The 19,323-nt window shown below is 47.3% G+C and carries 18 protein-coding genes; 8 read left to right on the top strand and 10 right to left on the bottom strand.

Features of this window, described 5'->3' with window-relative positions:
- The first annotated feature begins 9 nt into the window (after positions 1-9).
- Positions 10-714: an ABC transporter ATP-binding protein gene (locus RF007C_RS05385; protein ID WP_037297891.1), complete on the top strand. Its 705-nt coding sequence runs from the start codon at positions 10-12 to the stop codon at positions 712-714.
- A gap of 73 nt (positions 715-787) precedes the next feature.
- Here RF007C_RS05385 and RF007C_RS05380 read toward each other — a convergent pair whose 3' ends face one another.
- Positions 788-988, bottom strand: coding sequence for a DUF1858 domain-containing protein (locus tag RF007C_RS05380; protein WP_019678215.1), 201 nt, complete (start codon positions 986-988; stop codon positions 788-790).
- 130 nt (positions 989-1,118) lie between these two features.
- On the opposite strand from RF007C_RS05380, the gene RF007C_RS05375 reads away from it, so the two are divergent.
- Positions 1,119-1,670 carry a TetR/AcrR family transcriptional regulator gene (locus tag RF007C_RS05375; RefSeq protein WP_019678214.1) on the top strand — a complete coding sequence of 184 codons (552 nt, stop codon included), beginning with the start codon at positions 1,119-1,121 and terminating at the stop codon, positions 1,668-1,670.
- Positions 1,671-1,723: 53 nt separating this feature from the next.
- Here RF007C_RS05375 and RF007C_RS05370 read toward each other — a convergent pair whose 3' ends face one another.
- The 8 genes from RF007C_RS05370 to RF007C_RS05335 form a co-directional block, all read right to left on the bottom strand.
- The gene (locus tag RF007C_RS05370; RefSeq protein WP_037297889.1) at positions 1,724-3,727 is read right to left on the bottom strand and encodes a hypothetical protein; all 2,004 of its coding nucleotides are present in this window, start codon (positions 3,725-3,727) and stop codon (positions 1,724-1,726) included.
- A gap of 52 nt (positions 3,728-3,779) precedes the next feature.
- The gene (locus RF007C_RS05365) at positions 3,780-4,259 is read right to left on the bottom strand and encodes a GtrA family protein (RefSeq protein WP_019678212.1); all 480 of its coding nucleotides are present in this window, start codon (positions 4,257-4,259) and stop codon (positions 3,780-3,782) included.
- Positions 4,259-5,818 (bottom strand): NAD(P)/FAD-dependent oxidoreductase, encoded by a 1,560-nt coding sequence (locus tag RF007C_RS05360; RefSeq protein WP_037297887.1) that lies wholly within the window; start codon positions 5,816-5,818, stop codon positions 4,259-4,261. Before RF007C_RS05360 ends, RF007C_RS05365 begins: the two co-directional genes overlap by 1 nt.
- 465 nt (positions 5,819-6,283) lie before the next feature.
- Positions 6,284-6,472, bottom strand: a complete 189-nt coding sequence (locus RF007C_RS05355) for a hypothetical protein (RefSeq protein WP_037297885.1) — start codon at positions 6,470-6,472, stop codon at positions 6,284-6,286.
- A 9-nt stretch (positions 6,473-6,481) separates the two neighbouring features.
- Entirely contained in the window at positions 6,482-6,730 is a 249-nt protein-coding gene (locus tag RF007C_RS05350; protein ID WP_037297882.1) for a hypothetical protein, read from the bottom strand.
- A gap of 145 nt (positions 6,731-6,875) precedes the next feature.
- Positions 6,876-8,189, bottom strand: coding sequence for a phosphomethylpyrimidine synthase ThiC (gene thiC, locus RF007C_RS05345; protein WP_037297879.1), 1,314 nt, complete (start codon positions 8,187-8,189; stop codon positions 6,876-6,878).
- A 46-nt stretch (positions 8,190-8,235) separates the two neighbouring features.
- On the bottom strand, positions 8,236-9,042 hold the full coding sequence (gene thiD, locus RF007C_RS05340; RefSeq protein WP_037297877.1) for a bifunctional hydroxymethylpyrimidine kinase/phosphomethylpyrimidine kinase: 807 nt from the start codon (positions 9,040-9,042) through the stop codon (positions 8,236-8,238).
- 306 nt (positions 9,043-9,348) lie between these two features.
- Positions 9,349-9,756, bottom strand: a complete 408-nt coding sequence (locus tag RF007C_RS05335; RefSeq protein ID WP_037297874.1) for a DUF3592 domain-containing protein — start codon at positions 9,754-9,756, stop codon at positions 9,349-9,351.
- A gap of 332 nt (positions 9,757-10,088) precedes the next feature.
- Here RF007C_RS05335 and RF007C_RS05330 point away from each other — a divergent pair, with 332 nt between their 5' ends.
- The 3 genes from RF007C_RS05330 (at position 10,089) to RF007C_RS05320 (ending at position 12,209) form a co-directional block, all read left to right on the top strand.
- On the top strand, positions 10,089-10,490 hold the full coding sequence (locus RF007C_RS05330) for a DUF3592 domain-containing protein (RefSeq protein ID WP_019678206.1): 402 nt from the start codon (positions 10,089-10,091) through the stop codon (positions 10,488-10,490).
- Between the two features lie 91 nt (positions 10,491-10,581).
- Positions 10,582-11,358 (top strand): flavin reductase, encoded by a 777-nt coding sequence (locus RF007C_RS05325; RefSeq protein ID WP_037297871.1) that lies wholly within the window; start codon positions 10,582-10,584, stop codon positions 11,356-11,358.
- A 65-nt stretch (positions 11,359-11,423) separates the two neighbouring features.
- Positions 11,424-12,209: a TraX family protein gene (locus RF007C_RS05320; protein ID WP_019678204.1), complete on the top strand. Its 786-nt coding sequence runs from the start codon at positions 11,424-11,426 to the stop codon at positions 12,207-12,209.
- Positions 12,210-12,280: 71 nt separating this feature from the next.
- Here the strand turns inward: RF007C_RS05320 and RF007C_RS05315 are convergent, their stop codons facing one another.
- A complete protein-coding gene (locus tag RF007C_RS05315; RefSeq protein WP_037297869.1) occupies positions 12,281-14,890 on the bottom strand; it encodes a discoidin domain-containing protein in 2,610 nt (869 codons plus the stop codon).
- 238 nt (positions 14,891-15,128) lie between these two features.
- Between RF007C_RS05315 and RF007C_RS05310 the strand changes: the two genes are divergently transcribed.
- The 3 genes from RF007C_RS05310 to RF007C_RS05300 all read left to right on the top strand — a co-directional run bounded on the left by RF007C_RS05310 (position 15,129) and on the right by RF007C_RS05300 (position 19,223).
- Positions 15,129-15,833 carry an ABC transporter ATP-binding protein gene (locus RF007C_RS05310; protein WP_037297866.1) on the top strand — a complete coding sequence of 235 codons (705 nt, stop codon included), beginning with the start codon at positions 15,129-15,131 and terminating at the stop codon, positions 15,831-15,833.
- A 4-nt stretch (positions 15,834-15,837) separates the two neighbouring features.
- A complete protein-coding gene (locus RF007C_RS05305) occupies positions 15,838-18,573 on the top strand; it encodes an ABC transporter permease (RefSeq protein ID WP_037297864.1) in 2,736 nt (911 codons plus the stop codon).
- Positions 18,574-18,761: 188 nt separating this feature from the next.
- Positions 18,762-19,223 carry a leucine-rich repeat domain-containing protein gene (locus RF007C_RS05300; protein WP_037297860.1) on the top strand — a complete coding sequence of 154 codons (462 nt, stop codon included), beginning with the start codon at positions 18,762-18,764 and terminating at the stop codon, positions 19,221-19,223.
- Positions 19,224-19,323 lie beyond the last annotated feature (100 nt).

Raw genomic sequence — 19,323 nt, 5'->3', positions numbered from 1 at the left:
GAAAGTACAATGGCTAATGTAATAGAAGTAAACAATGTATATAAGGCTTTCGGCAAAGGCGAGAATATGACAAAGGTCCTTTCCGGAGCTTCACTGACAGTAGAAAAAGGCGAATTCGTATCACTTATGGGTGCATCGGGAAGCGGTAAGTCAACACTTCTCTATCTCATAGGCGGACTTGACAGATATTTCAACGGAAATATTTCGGTATGCGGCATGGACATCGGAAAGATGAAGGAAAAGGATCTTTCCGCAATGAGACTTGACAAGATAGGCTTTATATTCCAGTTCTACAACCTTGTTCAGAACCTCAATGTTGAGGACAATATCCTTCTTCCCTCAAGCGTGCAGGGCAAGAGCAAGGCAGAGATGGAAGCAAAGCTCACAGAGATACTGCGCATAACAGGACTTACCGAAAAGCGCAAGGCAAAGCCTTCCGAGCTTTCGGGCGGACAGCAGCAGAGAGTTGCCATAGCAAGGGCAGTTATCGGCGATCCCGAGATAATACTTGCCGACGAGCCCACAGGAAATCTTGATTCCAATGCAGGTGCTGAGATAATGAAGCTCTTCTCCGAGATAAACAAGGAGAAGGGGATAACCATACTCCAGGTAACCCACTCGCATAAATGCGCGGCATACGGTGACAGGATAGTTGAGCTTGTCAACGGACGTACAGACGCAGGCGCTGAAGAGGAAGCTCCCGCCGCAGAATAATGATAAAAAGAAAAGACACCTGAAAGGTGTCTTTTCCTTTATTATAATGATCGTTTTAAAGTTGAAAAAGTGATCATTCAGCCAGCTTCTGGTTGATAGCGTTTACCAGCTCATCTGCATTGACGCCGTGTACCATAGCAGCCTCCTCGATGGTCTCGCCCTGAGAAGCAGGACATCCGAGACAGTGCATACCAATGCTGAAGAGGATAGGAGAAACGTCCTTGTCCAGCTGAAGGAGCTCGCCGATCTTAGTTTCCTTAGTAATCTGTGCCATATAAAGTGACCTCCGTAATAATGATTAATGGGACTTGACAAATGTCTGTCCTCTTGTTATAATATTATCATAGTATCTGACAATTGTCAAGGCACTTGGATCAACTTTTACAAAGCGAGGTATTTTGTCAATGTATCAAGGGAGCAACAAATCTGCACTTCTGTCTCAGAAACTTATCTCGGAAGCTCTGCTGAGACTGCTTGAAGAGAAGAGTTTCAGTGAAATAAGCGTAAGCGACCTCTGCCGTGAAGCGCAGGTATCCAGACAGACTTTCTATTCATTGTTCGGAACAAAGGAAAACGTAATAATATACGAGCTGAAGAACAACTGCTGTTTTCTTCCCGAGGAGAAGAGCAATACGTGTCATTCCGCCATGTTCAGGAGCTTCTGCGAGGGATACAGCAAGTATATCGTAGATAAGAAGCACATAATCAGCCTGCTTGTACGCAACGACATGATACATTTTCTGTATGATGTGCAGTACAGTTCGCTTATGGAATGCAGGTATTTTATAAGCGACGTATCCGATGAGAGCAGGATATTCATAGTAGACTTCATAGCCAGCGGCATGAACAGTATAGCAAAGAACTATATACTTACAGGCGGCACATCGGACGTAAAGTTCATTAAAAAGCTGATGTTCAGTCTGTACGGCGGATTGTATTTCAAGAATTATCAGTAAAAGAAAAAGCCTGAGGCAGCTGATTCAGGCTTTTTTATACAGTTTTACCGCGGTCAGACGATATTATGATCGTATACCAGCAGCTTATAGGTGATACCGTTTATACAGGTCTCGGCGATACGGAATGGAGGGTGCTGAATGTAGCTGTCCGAGACTGAGAATTCGTCGAATTCGTAAGATGAGAGCAGCAGGAAGTATTCCTTCTGAGTGGGATCGGTGACATACCATTTATCCGAGGACTGGTATCTGCGGTGCGTAACGCCTGTTGTATTGACGATAACATCGCTGACGCGTATATCACCGTCGGACAGGAGAGTAATGGAATTTGCGTTCCAGAAGGTGGCATATCCCTTTGTGACTTCCTGTTCTCTGAGGAAATCCAGCAGCTGGTACTGAACATTTGTCTTATAGCAGTCCTTTTTGACCTTGAGAGTTTCTTTGCAGTTCAGTAAGCCTGCGGCTATTATGGGGACAGCCAGGACAACAGCAAAGCGGGAAATGCTCTCCTTTTCCGAGACAGCCCATAATATAAAGGATATGCTGAGTATGAGAGATGTACCTATCATGGGGACTGTGCGCCAGTCAGCCATAGCGAGTATACCGCAGATGTAGCCCATAAGAACGACAGCGGTGACAGCCCAGTGCATCCATACCCATATACGCATCAGTCTGCCTTTGAGGTCGTTGCCGTATTTTTTATAGCAGCAGGTAGCGATTATGGGGAGAACAGCAGTCATGACTGCAGCAAGAATGTATATCAGATTTGGAATTCCCTTTTTTTCCGTGAACATAACATCGGGGAGATCCTTTACGCCGAGAAGTTTGATCCAGGCGAAGGGCAGCTTCTGGAAATGTTCAAGCCAGCTGTCCATAGCGGAGAACTCGGAATTGGCGTCCTGATAACTTGCCCTGAGCCCGCCCAGGAGCTTTGTGTTGATGAGATTGCCTGTAACGGCCATTATCATGAACATTACTGCACAGAAAGCAGACATGAAGGTCCTGCCGCTCAGGAGTTTGTTGTCGTGATTAATGAACTGTTCCGCGAAAACGGCACCTGCAAAGGGGATAACGAAGAGAGTGAAGCCTGTGATGCCGTCCATGCCCGTAAGCAGCATGAAACCGCAGATGCATATGAATACGAATACCTTATGGATAACAGTTCCCTCTGATCTTTTATCGTCAGGGAGCTGTTTTTTGCTGTTGCTGCGCAGCAGTCTCGCATACAGGAAAGCGCCGATCACCAGGAAGAGGATACCGAGGGAATAGTAAATGGTATGTCCCCAGAATATCTCACGCATTTTCTGAGAAGACAGAGTAACGGAGAGAAACAGCGCGGTACCTGTCAGACCTGCTGGCAGGCTGTCGGTGATCTCCCGCAGCATCAGCACCATGAACAGAGCCAGAAGGATAAAGAAGCCGAGCATACCATAGGTATGAGCCTTCATACCGAAGCCGAATATCTTTATCAGCGGTATCATGATGGTATTTGTACTTATGGGCAGGAAGCAGGCATAGGAGAAGTCCTTGTCATACAGATGACCGCTTTCCACAGAAGCCTCCGCCCACATGATAGTATCCGTGCAGTCGGCGTGGAATTCGCCTTTAGAGCCTGTAGTGATATAATATACAACCGAAACAGAAACTCCTATGAAGACAACAGCGGAGAGAACCAGGAGTATCAGTTTTTTCAGGATATCAAGCCGGTACTTGTCCTTTGGAGCCTCTGAGGCTTCTTCTGTGCTGTCCTCAAATGAGGAGATCTCCTCTGAGAAGTGGTTTTCCCCATCGGAATTGACGGCAGTTTCCTCTGCGGGTTCAGCCGTGGCTGCGTCAGCTTCTGTCAGCTCCCCCTCAGGAGCCTCGGTGAAGTCGAGTATCTCCTGAATTTCCTCAGCAGGAGCCTCGGTGAAGTCAAGAATCTCCTGAGCCTCCACGGCAGGAGCTTCAGTGAAGTCAAGAATCTCCTGAGCTTCCTCAGCTGCAGTTTCGGCAATACCTGCCGACTCATCTTCATGGGGGATATTTGGGGTATCGTTTTTCATTAGTTCATTGTCCATGAGCTATCCTCCGTAAACAGGTAAGGGGCGACCTTCGCCCCCTTACGAAATATTATTTTTCCTTTTTTGTATAGAGCAGGATCTTCCTTGCGAAGAAGTTCCACAGGAACGAGACCGCAGTTGAAACGACCTTGGCGATTATCTGGAAAAGGCTTGTGGTATCGCCCAGCCATAACTCGAAGAGCTTGGTAATGCCGATTGTTATGAGAAGTCCCACAACGCCGATAGCCGCAAAACTTATAAACTCAACAAGTTTGTTTTCAACCTTTGAATTCTTGAAGATCCAGCAGGTGCTTATAATGTAGTTTACAGCAAGACCTGCAATGAAAGAGAGGGAATTGGCGATCCAGCCGAACTCCTTCTGCTCGCCGAAAACGAACCTGAACAGTATGTATGACAGTGCGAAATCGACGACAAAGGCCAGTCCGCCGACGAAAAGGTAACGGAAAAACTGGATCAGGGTATTATCGGTATCGCCAACGAAGAGTTTTTTGAACTGCTTGTCGCGGATGATCTGCTTGATCTCTTCCATTACTTCTGCTTCTCCTCGTGGTATTCCTTTTCGGTATTGACGTTCCAGATGGCAGATTTATCTGAGCTTCCGCTCTTGATTGCCTTTACGGCCTCAAAGGAGGTTACCATAGAGTGGTCGATGTTATTGTATCTGTGCTGACCGTTACGTCCCACGCAGTAGAGATTGGGGATGGTATCGAGGTAAGCGATGAGCTTGTCCATTTCCTCGTAGGTGTCGAAGTAAGCGGGATAAGCCTTCTTTACCTTTTCCATATGGGTATCGATAACCTCGTCGGCGCTGTCGATGAGACCCAGCTTTACCATTTCCTTTACGCAGAAATCGGAGAACTGCTTTTCTGTCATGTTCCAGAACTTATCGCCCTCAGATACGAAGTATTCCAGACCTACCCATACGGTATGGCCGAGATCCTTTACCATGTAGGGAGACCAGTTGTTGTATATCTGGAAGCGTCCCATTTTGACACGCCTGTCCTGAACGTATACCCAGCAGTCGGGAACTATATTGCCCACTGTTTTCATGGTGGTCTTGTTCTTCAGCTTGAGCTTGGGAACGAGGACACCGAGAGTCATATAATCACGGTAGGGAAGACCTGCTGCGATACGTGCAGCCTCCTCGGGAACATCGTTCATACCTGCAACGAGATCCTTGACAGGCATTGAGGAGATAACACAGTCACCGTCAAGAGAGATTTCCTGACCGTCCTTGACGTAGGTAACACCTGTTATAACGTTATCGGAATTCTTACGGAGCTTCTTCACAGCGGCTTCCATGATGATATTTCCGCCCAGCTTCTTTACCTCGTCGGCAGTAACCTCCCAGAGCTGGCCGGGGCCGAGCTTGGGGTACTTGAATTCCTCGATAAGGGAGGTATTGACCTTGCGGTTCTTAACCTTGAAGAGCTTGCCGAAGAAGTCTTTGATGATACCTACGATAGAGAGTCCCTTTGTACGCTGAGCTCCCCATGAAGCGTCGATCTCGCTGGGGTGTCTGCCCCAGAGGTTCTCGGTGTAGTACTCGAAGAACATGGAGTACAGCTCCTTGCCGAAGCAGTTTATATAAAAGTTCTCCAGATTTGTCTCGGGGCGCTTGTGAAGAGCGGCGCCGATGTAGCTGAAGCCTACTTTTACAGTGGTAAGGAAGCCGAAATTCTTTATAGTCTCGGGCTTCAGTGATACAGGGTAGTCATAGAATTTATCATTGAAGAGTATACGCGAAACCCTGTGCCTTTTCAGCATTACGCGGTTTTCCTTCTGAGGATCGGGGCCGCCCTCTTCAACGTTCACGTGTCTCTTGAGGTACTTGTCATCTGAGGATGGAGCGCCCTGGACAGGGAGCATTTCGTTCCACCATTTATTTACCTCTGGTATTTTGGAGAAGAAGCGGTGGCCGCCCATATCCATACGGTTTCCCTTGTAGTTGACAGTTTTGGAGATACCGCCGATAGCATTTGTCTCTTCAAGGACAGTGACCTGATACTCATCGGAGCCGTCCCTGAGAAGCTCATAGGCAGCTGTAAGACCTGCGGGGCCTGCACCGATTATTATGACTTTTTTCATGTTTATATTCCTTTCTGCACAGCGCCGGGCGCCGTGTGTTATAGATATAATGTAAAAACAAAAGTACAAGTTACTGAAAACTCTTATGTTCGGACGCAGAAAAGCTGCATTAGTCCACGCCGACCATAAAGTATATTATAACACCTTTACACATTATAATCAAGAGAAAAAGAAACATTTTTCGTGAGAAGGATTTTTTACCGTGCGTTTTATACAATAAATCCATGCCTTGATTGTGCACTATAACAATTCTGGATTTTTTTATTTTGAAATTCAATGGTTTTCCGTTGAATTTTTGTGATTTTCGGTGTATAAGTGAAAGGGGTGATAAAGGCCGCGGAGAATATCCGCAGCCATTACAGACACATTGTTTTTCAGTGTATTTGCGCCAAAAAAAAGGACGGATTATCTCCGTCCCGCTGGATATTAAAATTTAATAACTATCATTTATCAGACAGCCGCAGCTCAGCAATAGTAATTGTATAAGCTTTCAAACATATAGTAGAACAGCACAGAACCGCCTGTAAGCAGCAGGATAAGGCCGATGGTGGAGAGTATCTTTCCCTGGGGATAGAGCACTTTCCGCGGATGCCTTGAATCAATGACGATCTCAGTCGTTTTTTTACATTCAGTTTCCTTGCCGTATTTTTCCACTCTTGCCTTTTAGACCTTGTCCTTATAGGTATAGGAACAGGTAAAGAGAGCCATGATCTGCCCTGTGGGCAGGGTGATCCTCTCGGCATATAGTATCTTTGCGCTTATCTTTTTTGCGAAGCAGAGATAAGTCAGGATACGATGTATTAAATAGACCACGGCAGCGATGACGCAAAGCACCGACAGGATAAAAAAGAATCCTATCATGGCCTGCTTGCCGGGATCAAGATCGCAGAACGCTTTCCGGCTCATAAGCATATAACATTTCCCCCTAATAAATGAATACACAAATGAATATACAATTGAATACATAATTGATTATATCATATAATCAGACTTCTGTCAATAAAAAAGGCGCACATATAGTGCGCCCGAATGGCTGTTTTCAGCCATGATTCATATATTACTTCTCAGAACAGAATTCGACCTTTTCGCCGTTGAGGATCATATTCGTAGTTCTTACAGCACACATTTTGCCGCACATTGAGCAGGTGTGTCTGTCAGCAGGGGGAGTGCTCTCGAAATAAGCTCTTGCCTTTTCGCTGTCAACTGCAATATCGAACATCTTGTCCCAGTCCACCTCATGACGGGCCTCAGCCATAGCGTTGTCCCTGTCTGTAGCGTGAGGAACGCCTTTTGCGATATCGGCAGCATGAGCGGCTATGCGGCTTGCGATGATACCTTCCTTAACGTCGTTTGTATCGGGAAGACGGAGATGCTCTGCGGGAGTAACATAGCACAGGAAGTCAGCACCGCTGGCAGCAGCGATAGCACCGCCGATAGCAGAGGTGATATGATCGTAGCCCGGGAATATATCCGTTACCAGAGGTCCGAGAACGTAGAAGGGAGCATTGTGGCAGATGCGCTTCTGAAGCTTCATATTTGCAGCGATCTCGTTCATGGCCATATGTCCGGGGCCTTCTACCATTACCTGAACGTCCTTTGCCCATGCTCTTTCGGTAAGGGCACCCAGCTCAATGAGCTCGGCGATCTGGCCGGCGTCGGTGGAATCGTCTATACAGCCGGGACGGAGAGCGTCTCCCAGTGAGATGGTACAGTCAAATTCACGGAGGATATCGAGCACCTCATCGTAGTATTCATAGAAGGGATTTTCATTTCCCGTCATCATCATCCATGCAAAGAGCAGAGAACCGCCGCGTGAAACGATGTTCATCTTTCGCTTGTCTCTGCGGAAGGCCTCAACTGCACGGCGGTTGATACCTGCGTGTATAGTCATGAAGTCAACGCCCTCCTCGGCATGAGCGCGGACAACTCTGAGGAAGTCCTGGGGAGTTATCTCAAGGAGGTCCTTTTCAAGATAGCCGATAGCGTCATACATAGGGACAGTACCTATCATAGCAGGTGATTTTTCGATGAGGGCCTGACGGAAGGTATTTGTCTTACCGTAGTTCGAGAGGTCCATAATAGCCTCAGCGCCGAATTTAAGCGCCATATCTACCTTTTCCATCTCAACGTCGTAGTTCTTTGCGTCACCTGAGATACCGAGGTTAACGTTTATCTTGGTACGCATTTTTGTACCGATACCCTCGGGAGATATGGACTTGTGATTGATATTGCAGGGGATACAAACCTCGCCCTTAGCAACCAGTGCGCGGAGCTCCTCTGCGTCGATATATTCCTTTTCAGCGACTATCTTCATTTCGGGAGTTATGATGCCCTTCTTAGCCGCTTCCATCTGTGTATAATAATTCTTCATGATAATTTCCTCCGATAAATATATTTTTTCCGAGCTTTGATGCTCATTATTCAGCTGTTTTTGAAAATTCGCCGGTCAGTGCGAAGGCATGAGCCATAGGGCCGCTGCCCTTTCCGAGATCAAGCATTTCCGCCAGAGCTCCTGATATGTATTCCTTGGCACGCTCCACGGACTTCTCAAGACCGAAGCCCTTAGCCAGATTTGAAGCGATAGCACTGGAAAGTGTGCAGCCTGTGCCGTGAGTATTGGGATTGTCTATGCGCTTGCCTCTGAACCATGTTATATTTCCGTTGTTCCAGAGCAGGTCGTTGGCGTCATTGAGACTGTGGCCGCCCTTGCAGAGCACTGCACAGCCGTATTTCCTGCCTATGGTCTCAGCGGCGGTGATCATGTCCTTGTCCGAGGTTATGCTCATATCCGCAAGTATCTCGGCTTCGGGGATATTCGGCGTTACCACGGAAGCGACGAGGAGAAGCTCCAATCTCAGAGTTTCCACAGCCTCCTCGGCAATAAGCCTTGAACCGCTGGTGGCTACCATTACGGGATCCACAACTATATTTTCTGCTTTGTACTGACGAAGCTTTTCCGCGATGATACGTATCAGCTTGTCGGAGGATACCATACCTGTCTTGACTGCGTCGGGACGTATATCCGTAAACACAGCGTCAAGCTGCATGGCAAGGAATTCAGGCGTTACCTCCATTATACCTGTTACGCCGGTCGTGTTCTGCGCAGTAAGTGCCGTTACAGCGCTCATCGCATAAACACCATTCATGGTCATTGTTTTAATGTCCGCCTGAATGCCGGCGCCTCCGCAGGAATCGCTCCCTGCGATTGTTAATGCTGTTTTCATCTGCTTTTCTCCTTTTTGTAAATTCGGGCATATGCCCCAGCATTAATTTTGTATAGCGAAACAAGGTGGTGCCCCCGATGTCCCGCTGCAAAGCGAAACTTGAAAACAAAAGGTGTGCCGCAAAGAGACACACCTACATTCCATAAGTATTTCCCTCCGTTGGCATTATCCAAATCAGGTATGGTCGGAGTTTACAACTCCCTCTCAGCCTGTTCACAAGCTCCCTTTTTTATTATTATACCACTACATGAATAAAAATGCAAGCCACTTTAAAAAAAGTATTTTTGATATGGTGATATACTTCAGTCAGCTGCTGTGATATGAAAAGAAAAGATTTATAGCAATAATTAAGATACTGAATAAGATACATAGTGTTCCGAATGCGATATATGATTTGGTTCTTATTTTTTTATTCAAGACCTCATCCGGAAATTCGGGGTTTATGTATATAGTTAAAGTATCACCTTTTTGATAGTTTATACTTGGATATTCTGTCATTTCTGAGGATATATATTCGTGTCCGTCGTAATAGTACCGAAATACAGGCTTATAGTATAAGGTAGTATAACCATCTAAATCAGTGTCTTCTCCGGTCATTATATCGATTATTTCAGCCTCAACCATGACAGTACAATTCTTTATTGACTTGAATAATGAGTAAAAAGTATAAGAGCCTAAAGCGAGTGGTAAAATGGCAATAAAGTATACGAACATTATTTGTTCTCCTTTCGTTTTTCAAATTATATCACGCTACGGTTAGTTTGTCAATGCAAGAGCATGATACCGTAAAATCTTGCGGATTTTTGCTGATTAAAGAATATTAATAAAATTATACTTGAATTCGCAGATGGATTTTGATAAAATCAGAGTATGGGAATGGTTTCAGTTATATTTATGTAAAAAACTGGTGTGTCTTTTATGGACAAGAAAGCAATGTACAAAATAAGCTGCGGTCTTTTCGTTGTGACGGATAACAAAGGAACATTGTTGACATCATCTTATAATAATGCTATAATCAGGTAATATCAATAGCGGAGGTTGTATTTATGTTACTATTTTTTTCAGTTCTTCTTATTATGCTGGGAGTATATATCTCATATACGTTAAACGGCAAGAAAAAAAGATGTACGGAAATGGTCAGTGCAAGGATTGCATTTGTCAATAGGATAAATACAGGAGAAGGCAATAACTCGATGTTGCCATTTTATTCTTACAGTTATAACGGACAGGATTATGTGGAGAGAACGGGCAATTTTATTCCCGTGGTTCCGCATTCCGAAGGAGAGACAGTCTATATTTACATCAATCCTTCGGATCCCAGAGAAATATATGATGAGGGAGCGCAGAAGTACTCCAGAAGAGGGATCATAATGATGCTGGTAGTCGGTGCCCTGACCGGGATAATCGCTGTTGTTAAGCTTTTCAGCAGTATTTCTGTCGATATTTAATAAAATGTGCTTGAATCGAGGCATGGCTTGATGGTATTATAATAATACGGAAATAAGCGCGGATACTGCGCATAAAACGGAGGTGTCTTTTATGGACAAAAAAGCAATGTACAAAATAAGCTATGGTCTTTTCGTTGTGACGGCGAACAGCAGAGGCAGAGACAACGGATGTATCACCAATACCCTTGCACAGGTGACTTCAACACCTAACAAGGTAAGTCTCACGGTGGCGAAGACCAATCTCACTCATGATATGATAATGGATACCGGAAGGTTTACTGCTTCCGTTATAAGCACCGATGCGGATTTTGCTCTCTTTAAGCACTTCGGCTTCCAGTCGGGACACAATGTGGACAAGTTTGCGGACTTTACCGACTGCAAGCGCGGCGAAAACGGCTGCATGATCGTTACAAAGGGTACGAATGCGTTTATCTCATGCTCTGTATGGCACAGTATAGACCTCGGCACACATACCATGTTCATAGGTGACGTTACGGATATGGAGGTGCTCAGCGATGCTCCTTCGGCTACATATGAATATTATCAGAGCGATATAAAGCCAAAGCCCGAGGCAGTGGGAACTGCTCCCGACGGGCAGACCATCTGGAGATGCGCTATCTGCGGCTATGAGTATGTGGGAGAGGAAGTCCCCGATGATTTTGTATGTCCCATATGCAAGCACGGCAAGGCTGATTTCGAGAAGGTCGGCGGTGCAAAGGAGGAGGCTGTTCCTGTTGGAAAGACCGAGGACGGCAGGACTGTCTGGAGATGTACGGTATGCGGTTATGAATATACCGGAGACGAGCTGCCCGCTGATTATACCTGCCCTATCTGCGGCGTGGGAGCGGATATGTTCGAGAAGAACTGAGTTTTTCCGCAAGACCGCGGAAACAGATATGACTTCATGTAATTAAATGAATAGGGAGAGACATAATGGAAGAAAACACGCTCCCGAAGTATAAAGTATTCAACAGGGACATGATGAAATGCCTTGCCATATTCATTATGTTCTGGGGACATCTTGTAGGCTGGGTGATGATGTCAAGATTTAACGGAGACGTAACCAGATACTATGATCTGCCCCTGTGGGAACTGATACTTGTATATACCTCGATAATCTGTCCGCCTGTGATGTTTTTCTTCATTGCGGACGGCTATAAATATACCCGCGACAGGAAAAAATACGCGAAAAGACTGCTTATATTCGCCTGCATAACCCAGCCCTTTGACTGGCTCTGTCTGTACAAGGTCTTCGGCTGGTGGAATACCAATGTGATATTCACGCTTTTCTTCGGACTTCTTGCACTGATGGCGTGGGAGAGCAGATTCAGGCTGTGGCAGAGGATAGGTCTTGTGCTGCTGATATGCGGAGCAACTCTGCTGATACAGTCGGAGTGGATGTTGTTTGGCATCATATTCATACTTATCCTGCATTGTCTGCGCGGGAAGCCAAAGGCAAGGTTTATAGCTTATATCAGCCTTGCAATTCTGTACTGCGGTCTTAACCTGTTAAGCCTCGGAAAAGTGCCGACTGTGCCGCTGCTGGTACAGGTTGGTACAATGCTGCTGATGTTCGCGGCGGCTTATCTTTGTATGACTGTGTTCTACAATGGCAGGAAGGGAAAGCATCCCACCTTTTCAAAGTGGTTTTTCTATATCTTTTATCCGCTGCACTATCTCATAATATGGATAGTGATCCTTATAGTCAACAAGCAGTAATGAGCGGAAAGCTGCATAAAATGAGCCCCATGGTATTCCCATGGGGCTTGAATTATTTATAGGCGTTTATTTCAGATAACGTTTATCTTCGAGAGCACAAGCTTCCTGAGACTTATCATGTCGAATACATCTGTCTCGCCGTCGCCGTTTATATCGGCATTTTCCGGAGCAGGAAGAGCTTCCTTCTTCAGTAGATAGCGCTGATATGTTACAATGTCAGCAACGTCGATGCCTCCGTCATTGTTTACGTCCCCTGTGAGGGAGGCTGCCACTGCTGTGCCGTATACTGCTATCTCGGCTATATTGCATAGGTAAACGCTGTCGTTGTTAAGAGGACTTGAGGGAGCTCCCGTCGGCACCTCATAGCGTATATAACGGGCAGTGAGGTTTTCAAATTCGGGAGTAAAGTTCATTCTGAAGGCGGGCTTGCTTGGAACGGTATATATCCTTGTCCAGTTCACTCCGTCAAGGGATGCACTGAAAAATCCGTCTATCATGCGGTGTTCGTAGCCCTTACGCGGACAGTATGCTATATTGCCTATACTGCAATTGCTGCCAAGATCAAGGGTGACGCAGCCGCCCTCCAGTCCGTCGAAGAAGGTGTTCATATTGCCGTCGTAGGCCATTTCAAAGGTAGTGGTATCGTCCTCATGCCATGATAGCGTGCCTTCTGCCGAGCTTATGCCGAGCTTGTCGTACTTAGGGGCTGACGACTGGCTGTGAGGAGTGCCGAAGAGGGCTATCTCCGCTATATTTGCGCAGTAGGCGCTGTCGTTGTTGTACTCGTTTGTGGGCTTTCCGGATGGCACCTCGTATCTTATATACCTCAGTGTGGTGTCACCGGAAAGAGCGGTAACATAGTGCATACCCGAGGTGGGCTTGTCCTTTACGGTATATAGCTCTGTCCAGTTGCTTCCGTCCTGTGAGGCGAGAAATTTTCCGTCTGTCATGCGGTACTCATAGCCGCTTCTGGGAGCATATCCCAGTGCTGTTATATCATAGAGCTCTCCCAGGTCTGCCTGTACCCAGCCGTCGGAAACGCCGTCAAAGAAGGTGCCGGCACTGCCGTCAAAGGCCTTGTGGTAGGTGGTGGAGGAGTCGCTGTTCCATGAGTCGGAGCCGCTGAGGACAGCTGATGAAAGGTCTATCCTGTCGGTAAGCTCTGTGCCGCCCTTTACGCCGTCAATAATGAAGGTAGTGACTGACTGTTTGGTAAGAGTTGCCGCAAGCGCTCCGCCAGATACGGGTATGCTGCCGATATCCTTCCAGTTTTCGGAATTGCTTGTACGTACAGCAGAGGCCGAGCTTCCCATGGAGCTGAAGCCCGAGAGGTCGAATACCAGCTGCTTGTCCGATGAGCCGTCGTTGGTGGCTACGATGACCAGTCTGCCGTTCCTGCGGTCAAAGGCCGCTACGCAGTTATTGCTGCACTTGAGCATTGTCATTCCCGGACGGATATATCTTGAAAACTGTCCCATGGAGTAGTATTTCTTGGTGAGGATTATCCTGTTGCTGTCATGGTCGGCAACTGCAAGTCCCCAGTAGCCCCCCTGTGTGTTTACCATACCCTTGTCCTTGTTGCCGTTCATGCCTACGGAGGAGATATGGTTGTCTATGACCTGCCAGAGTATCCATGCTGAGGAGTTGAGCTCGTTGAGGTCAAGGGTTATGCGGTCTGCCAGCCAGAGACCTGCGCCCATTTCGCCTGCGTTGCTGCCTGCTGTTGAGCCTCCGTCAACCTCGCTCATCCAAAGGTTCCTGCCTGCCCTGATAGCTGTGTCCTTGAGCTCGCCGCGCTTGCTGCCGCCGTAGGTATGAGTGTCGATACGTCCGATGAGAGCTCTTGTTGCATCTGACATCTTGTTCCATGAAGTTATCTGGGTGTCGATAACGGATTCATCGTTGGCGCTGATGATTATATCGTTGAGGCCGCGTTTTTTCAGGGACTTTGACAGCTCCTGATATATCTTGTCCATAGAGGAGCCCTGATCGAAGTGGCAGCCCTCCTGCTTGTTGCTGTAGGCTCCCCAGTAGTCCGTATAGGGCTCGTTCATGGGGGTTATGCTCTGTACGTGTATGCCCCAGTCCTTTTCGTAGTGTGCCGTTACTTCGGCAAGGTACTCGGCGAAGTCCGTATATTTATCGTCGCGGAGATTGTTCTGTGACGAGGTCTTGGCTCCCGAGCTGCAGCCGCTGTTTGTCATATAGTAAGGGGGAGAGTTGGAGAACATTTCCACTATCATATCATCTCCCGCTGCCTTTATACATTTTTGCAGTACGTTGCGCTGATTGGAATCGGCGCTCCAGTCGTAGGTGACCGTGCCGTTGTTGTATCGGGTATATCCCGGCATATTTGAGTCGGTACGGGTTATATGGGTGTGGGAGGGATCATCGCCGCCGCCGATATTGAAGCGGGCGATATTGAGTCCCAGCCCTTCGGGACTGAAGAATGTGTCGGCTGCCTGCTGGGCAAGGGTGTCGGAATAGCCGATGCGGTTGGCCCACCAGCACAGGGAGGTTCCCCAGCCCTCAAAGGTTCCTCCGTTTATGTCGTATACATCATAGGGGGAGACCGTTACGGCAGTGGCTGCGGAAACAGAAGTTAAAGGCATAGTGCCGAGGGTCGATGCGAATACAGCCATTGACGCTGCCGCAGAGCATATACGCTTCAGCAGTTTCATGTATAAGACTCCTTTCATGTGGATTTTTCGGGTTCGTCTACATACATTATACATTATAATCGGAGGTTTGTAAACACAAATTATGAGGAATATGGTCATTTTTTGATGTAATTGTTTTTACTTTTGGCTTCGGACGGCTTTACATATAAACGCAAATATGGTATAATCTATATCAGCCTGACGGCATATGCGCAGGCTGTTACCGTAAAAAAGTCTTGCTTACCATGAAAGGAAAAGTATGAGCGCTTACGTTGAGTTTAAAAATGTGAAAAAGACATACAGGACGGGGGAAGTTGAGATCCACGCCCTGAGCGATGTCAGTTTTGAGATAAACAAAGGAGAGTTCTGCGTTATCGTCGGAGCTTCGGGTGCGGGTAAGACCACTATCCTCAATATCCTCGGCGGTATGGATACTCTCACCTCGGGCAGCGTCTTTCTGGACGGCACCGAGATCTCGGCTCTGAACAAAAAGATGCTGACAGCTTACAGACGCTATGATGTGGGCTTTGTGTTCCAGTTCTATAACCTTGTCCAGAACCTTACCGCCCTTGAAAATGTTGAGCTGGCGGCTCAGATATGCAGGGATCCCCTCGATGCGGAAAAGATACTGGGACAGGTGGGACTTTCGGAGCGTATGAGCAATTTCCCGGCTCAGCTGTCGGGCGGCGAGCAGCAGAGAGTTGCTATCGCACGAGCACTGGCGAAAAATCCAAAGCTCCTGCTGTGCGACGAGCCTACGGGCGCTCTGGATTACGAAACGGGTAAAGCCGTTCTGAAGCTGCTTCAGGATACCTGCCGCAAAAGCGGCATGACTGTGGTGGTTATAACCCATAATCAGGCACTCACTCCCATGGCCGACCGCATTATTACCGTGAAGAACGGCACAGTCTCGGCTGTGCGCATGAACGACAATATCGTTGATATTGCCGATATTGAGTGGTGATGTTATGGGATCGGCAATAAGAAAGAACACTCTCCGCGAGATAAAGAGCACCTTCGGACGCTATTTTGCTATACTTGCCATTATAGCTCTCGGTGTGGGCTTTTTCTCGGGAGTCAGGATAACTACTCCCGCAATGGTGAATACCGTAAACAGCTTCCTCGATGAAAAGCAGTTCTATGATTACAGGCTGCTGTCCACACTGGGCTGGCAGGAGGAGGATATTGCGGATTTCCGCAGCCGTCCCGGCGTCAGATATGCCGAGGGTGCCTATACTCTCGATATCCTTACAGCGGGTTCGAGAGAATATGTGCTCAGGGCTCATTCTCTGACGGATAATGTCAACGGTATCAGGCTTACCTCTGGCAGACTGCCTCAGGCTCCAGATGAGTGCCTTGTGGAGTCGGACAAGGAGAATTTCGTCATCGGCAGAGAGTTCAGACTGTCAGATGAGAACAGCGAGACAGTGAAAAAGGCACTGAAAAGCTCTGTTCTGACTGTGGTGGGCACCTGCGATTCTTCCATGTATATAAACTTTGAAAGAGGTACTTCCTCAGTGGGAAACGGTACGGTGACGGCTTTCATCTACCTTTCACGGGATGCCTTTGATTCAGATGTGTATACCGAGGCGTTTATACGCTTCGATCACGATCATGAGATATACTCCGATGAGTATGAAAGCTTCATGGACGGAAGGGACAAGCAGTGGGAGAGCATTGCCAAGTCCAGAGGCGATATGCGCCGGCAGGAGCTTTATGATGAGGCAAACGGCAAGCTGGCGGACAGCAGGGCGGAATTCGAGGAGAAGCGCAGAGATGGTCAGCAGAAGCTCGATGACGCAAAGGCTGAGCTTGACAGCGGAAAAAAACAGCTGGACGAGCAGCTCGCTCAGCTGCAGCAGATAAAGGACGTCATGTCCGAACAGTATTCCGCGGGAATGGAGCAGTATAACGCTGCACTGGCTGATTACGAAAAGGGACTTGCGGATTATGAAAGCTCTGCGGCTGACTTCAAAAAGCAGATCTCAGACGGAGAAAAAGAACTCAGCAGCGGTGAAAAGGAGCTGGAAAAGCTCAGAAAATGCGAGGTCTACGTTCTCGACCGCAATACCAATATCGGTTACGCCTGCTTTGAGAACGATTCGGAGATAGTGGCTCAGGTGGCACGTATATTCCCGATATTTTTTATTCTTGTGGCTGCTCTCGTCTGCATGACCACAATGAGCCGAATGGTGGAGGAGCAGCGTACACAGATAGGTGTTCTGAAGGCTCTTGGTTATTCAGAGGGCACTATCATGGGCAAGCTGGTGTTCTATTCGGGCTCGGCAGCCTTCATAGGCTGTATCCTCGGCTATTTCGGCGGTACGCTGCTTTTCCCGAAGGTCATATGGAAGACCTATGAGCTTATGTACCTCAGACTGCCTATGTCATACCTCTTTGATAAAAAGCTGGCTCTCATTGCTCTGGCGGTATCGCTGATATGCTCCGTAGGTACCACGTGGTTCAGCTGCCGCGTGGAGCTCTCGGAGACTGCCGCAGGTCTTATGAGACCGAAGGCTCCGAAAGCAGGAAAAAGAGTTTTCCTTGAATATATCACCCCTGTATGGAAAAGACTGAAATTCCTGCAGAAGGTCTCTATACGCAATATATTCAGGTACAAAAAGAGACTCTTTATGATGATACTTGGTATAGGCGGCTGTACGGCACTGCTCGTTACAGGCTTCGGATTAAAGGATTCCATTGCGGGCTTCGGTGATACCCAGTATGGTGAGATACAGATAGCCGACGCTTCCGTTACACTGAAAAATGTAGGCAGCACCCTCCCCGAGGAGACGGAAAAGGTCATCAGCGAGAATTCCTCAGGCTATAAGCTCCTCTATACGGGCTCCTGGGATCTGCTCTACGGAAAAAAGGTCAAGAGCGTTACCGTGAATGCTGCGGACAGCTTTGAGGATATGGACGGATATTTCGTTCTGAAAAGCATGGACGGCAGTCCGCTGTCTCCTCCAGGCAGGAACGAGGCTGTTGTAAGTCACAGCATCGCCGAAAGGTATAAAATAAAAGCAGGAGATACCATGAAGCTCCGCGACGAGAATATGCGTATGCTGAATGTAAAGGTCACGGGTATATTCGAGAACCATGTATATAACGTGCTCTTCATTGGACGAGACACTATGGCGGAGCAGCTGGGGGAGGAGGTGCCGCTGAATTATGCGTTCCTCAACTTCAATGAGGGAGCGGATACCTATAAGACCTCAGCGGCTCTTTCAAAGAGCGGCAATATCACCTCGGTGCTGGTGTTCGGTGATCTGAAGGAGAGACTGGGCAAAATGATGAGCAGTCTCGACTATATCGTGCTCATTGTTATCATATGCGCCGCAGGTCTTGCCTTCATTGTCATTTACAATCTCACGAATATAAATATTACCGAGAGAGTGCGTGAGATAGCTACCATAAAGGTGCTGGGATTTTTCCGCAGGGAGACTTCTTCCTATGTGCTGCGCGAAAACCTTGCGCTCACTGCCTTCGGTACAGCTGTGGGACTCGGGCTCGGCGTGCTGCTGCACCGCTTCGTTATGGCGCAGATCCGTGTGGATCTGGTGGATTTCAGCGTTAAGATCCTGCCTAAGAGCTTCCTGTTAAGTATACTTCTTACCTTCCTGTTTAACTTTATCGTTGACCTGTTCATGGAGCTCAAACTGGAAAGGATAAACATGGCCGAGTCACTTAAATCAATCGAATGATAACTTAAAACAACAGTGATTATTACTCCCTCTGTGAATCAGGGGGAGACTTTTTTGTGCAATACAATGAATGTTGTTAAAAAAAGCCACTTCAAGTTGACTTTTTGTCATGATTCTGCTATAATATTATAAAGAAAGCACGGATGGTTTAAAAGGGGAGATTGATCGATTATTCGATAAGGAGATAATTGAATGAACTACAAGATCAAAGAGGCGTACTTAAAAGGTACAAGGATGAGAAGGGCGTTACCGAGATCTTTATTCCCGATAATGTCGGTATCATCGATGAAGGCGCTTTCTGCGACTGCACCAATCTGGTGAGGATCCTCGTTCCCGATACCGTTCAGGTAATATCCGATACCGCTTTCAGCGGCTGCGAAAACCTGAAATGTATCGCACTTCCCGAAAGCACCATAAGAGTGGGCTGGTATGCTTTCCGCGGCTGCCGCAGCCTGAAAGACCTCACTATCCCTTCCACATTGAAGGAGATCGGCAAATATGCCTTTGCCGGCTGTGATTGCCTTTCCAAAGTCAAGGTGACACATGATGATAAGGTCTATGAATTCAATCTGCGCGGCGAGCTCGACAATGAGAGATGGCAGAAGATAAGACATTCTCTCAGCTCAATCGGCAAGGATATTGCCTCTTAAAAATGAATTCCGCATCACCCTCGTCCGTAATAATGGGCGGGGTGTTTATTTGCAGGTAAGAATAAAGGCGTAAAGAAGATCATACTTCTTTACGCCTTTC

Origin of the sequence: Ruminococcus flavefaciens 007c, assembly GCF_000571935.1 — a bacterium.
GTDB lineage: Bacteria > Bacillota > Clostridia > Oscillospirales > Ruminococcaceae > Ruminococcus > Ruminococcus flavefaciens_F.
The sequence above is the reverse complement of the archived record's forward strand: the minus strand, read 5'-3'. Positions and strand labels throughout refer to the sequence as shown.

What these genes read in the sequence shown, in the direction of transcription:
- RF007C_RS05380 (WP_019678215.1), bottom strand. Translation starts at nt 988, where the DNA reads ATGGCACAGATTACTAAGGAAACTAAGATCGGCGAGCTCCTTCAGCTG.
- thiC (WP_037297879.1), bottom strand. Translation starts at nt 8,189, where the DNA reads ATGAAGAATTATTATACACAGATGGAAGCGGCTAAGAAGGGCATCATA.
- RF007C_RS05325 (WP_037297871.1), top strand. Translation starts at nt 10,582, where the DNA reads ATGGACAAAAAAGCAATGTACAAAATAAGCTATGGTCTTTTCGTTGTG.
- RF007C_RS05360 (WP_037297887.1), bottom strand. Translation starts at nt 5,818, where the DNA reads ATGAAAAAAGTCATAATAATCGGTGCAGGCCCCGCAGGTCTTACAGCT.
- RF007C_RS05375 (WP_019678214.1), top strand. Translation starts at nt 1,119, where the DNA reads ATGTATCAAGGGAGCAACAAATCTGCACTTCTGTCTCAGAAACTTATC.
- RF007C_RS05335 (WP_037297874.1), bottom strand. Translation starts at nt 9,756, where the DNA reads ATGTTCGTATACTTTATTGCCATTTTACCACTCGCTTTAGGCTCTTAT.
- RF007C_RS05370 (WP_037297889.1), bottom strand. Translation starts at nt 3,727, where the DNA reads ATGGACAATGAACTAATGAAAAACGATACCCCAAATATCCCCCATGAA.
- RF007C_RS05365 (WP_019678212.1), bottom strand. Translation starts at nt 4,259, where the DNA reads ATGGAAGAGATCAAGCAGATCATCCGCGACAAGCAGTTCAAAAAACTC.
- RF007C_RS05385 (WP_037297891.1), top strand. Translation starts at nt 10, where the DNA reads ATGGCTAATGTAATAGAAGTAAACAATGTATATAAGGCTTTCGGCAAA.
- RF007C_RS05350 (WP_037297882.1), bottom strand. Translation starts at nt 6,730, where the DNA reads ATGCTTATGAGCCGGAAAGCGTTCTGCGATCTTGATCCCGGCAAGCAG.
- thiD (WP_037297877.1), bottom strand. Translation starts at nt 9,042, where the DNA reads ATGAAAACAGCATTAACAATCGCAGGGAGCGATTCCTGCGGAGGCGCC.
- RF007C_RS05330 (WP_019678206.1), top strand. Translation starts at nt 10,089, where the DNA reads ATGTTACTATTTTTTTCAGTTCTTCTTATTATGCTGGGAGTATATATC.
- RF007C_RS05320 (WP_019678204.1), top strand. Translation starts at nt 11,424, where the DNA reads ATGGAAGAAAACACGCTCCCGAAGTATAAAGTATTCAACAGGGACATG.
- RF007C_RS05305 (WP_037297864.1), top strand. Translation starts at nt 15,838, where the DNA reads ATGGGATCGGCAATAAGAAAGAACACTCTCCGCGAGATAAAGAGCACC.
- RF007C_RS05310 (WP_037297866.1), top strand. Translation starts at nt 15,129, where the DNA reads ATGAGCGCTTACGTTGAGTTTAAAAATGTGAAAAAGACATACAGGACG.
- RF007C_RS05315 (WP_037297869.1), bottom strand. Translation starts at nt 14,890, where the DNA reads ATGAAACTGCTGAAGCGTATATGCTCTGCGGCAGCGTCAATGGCTGTA.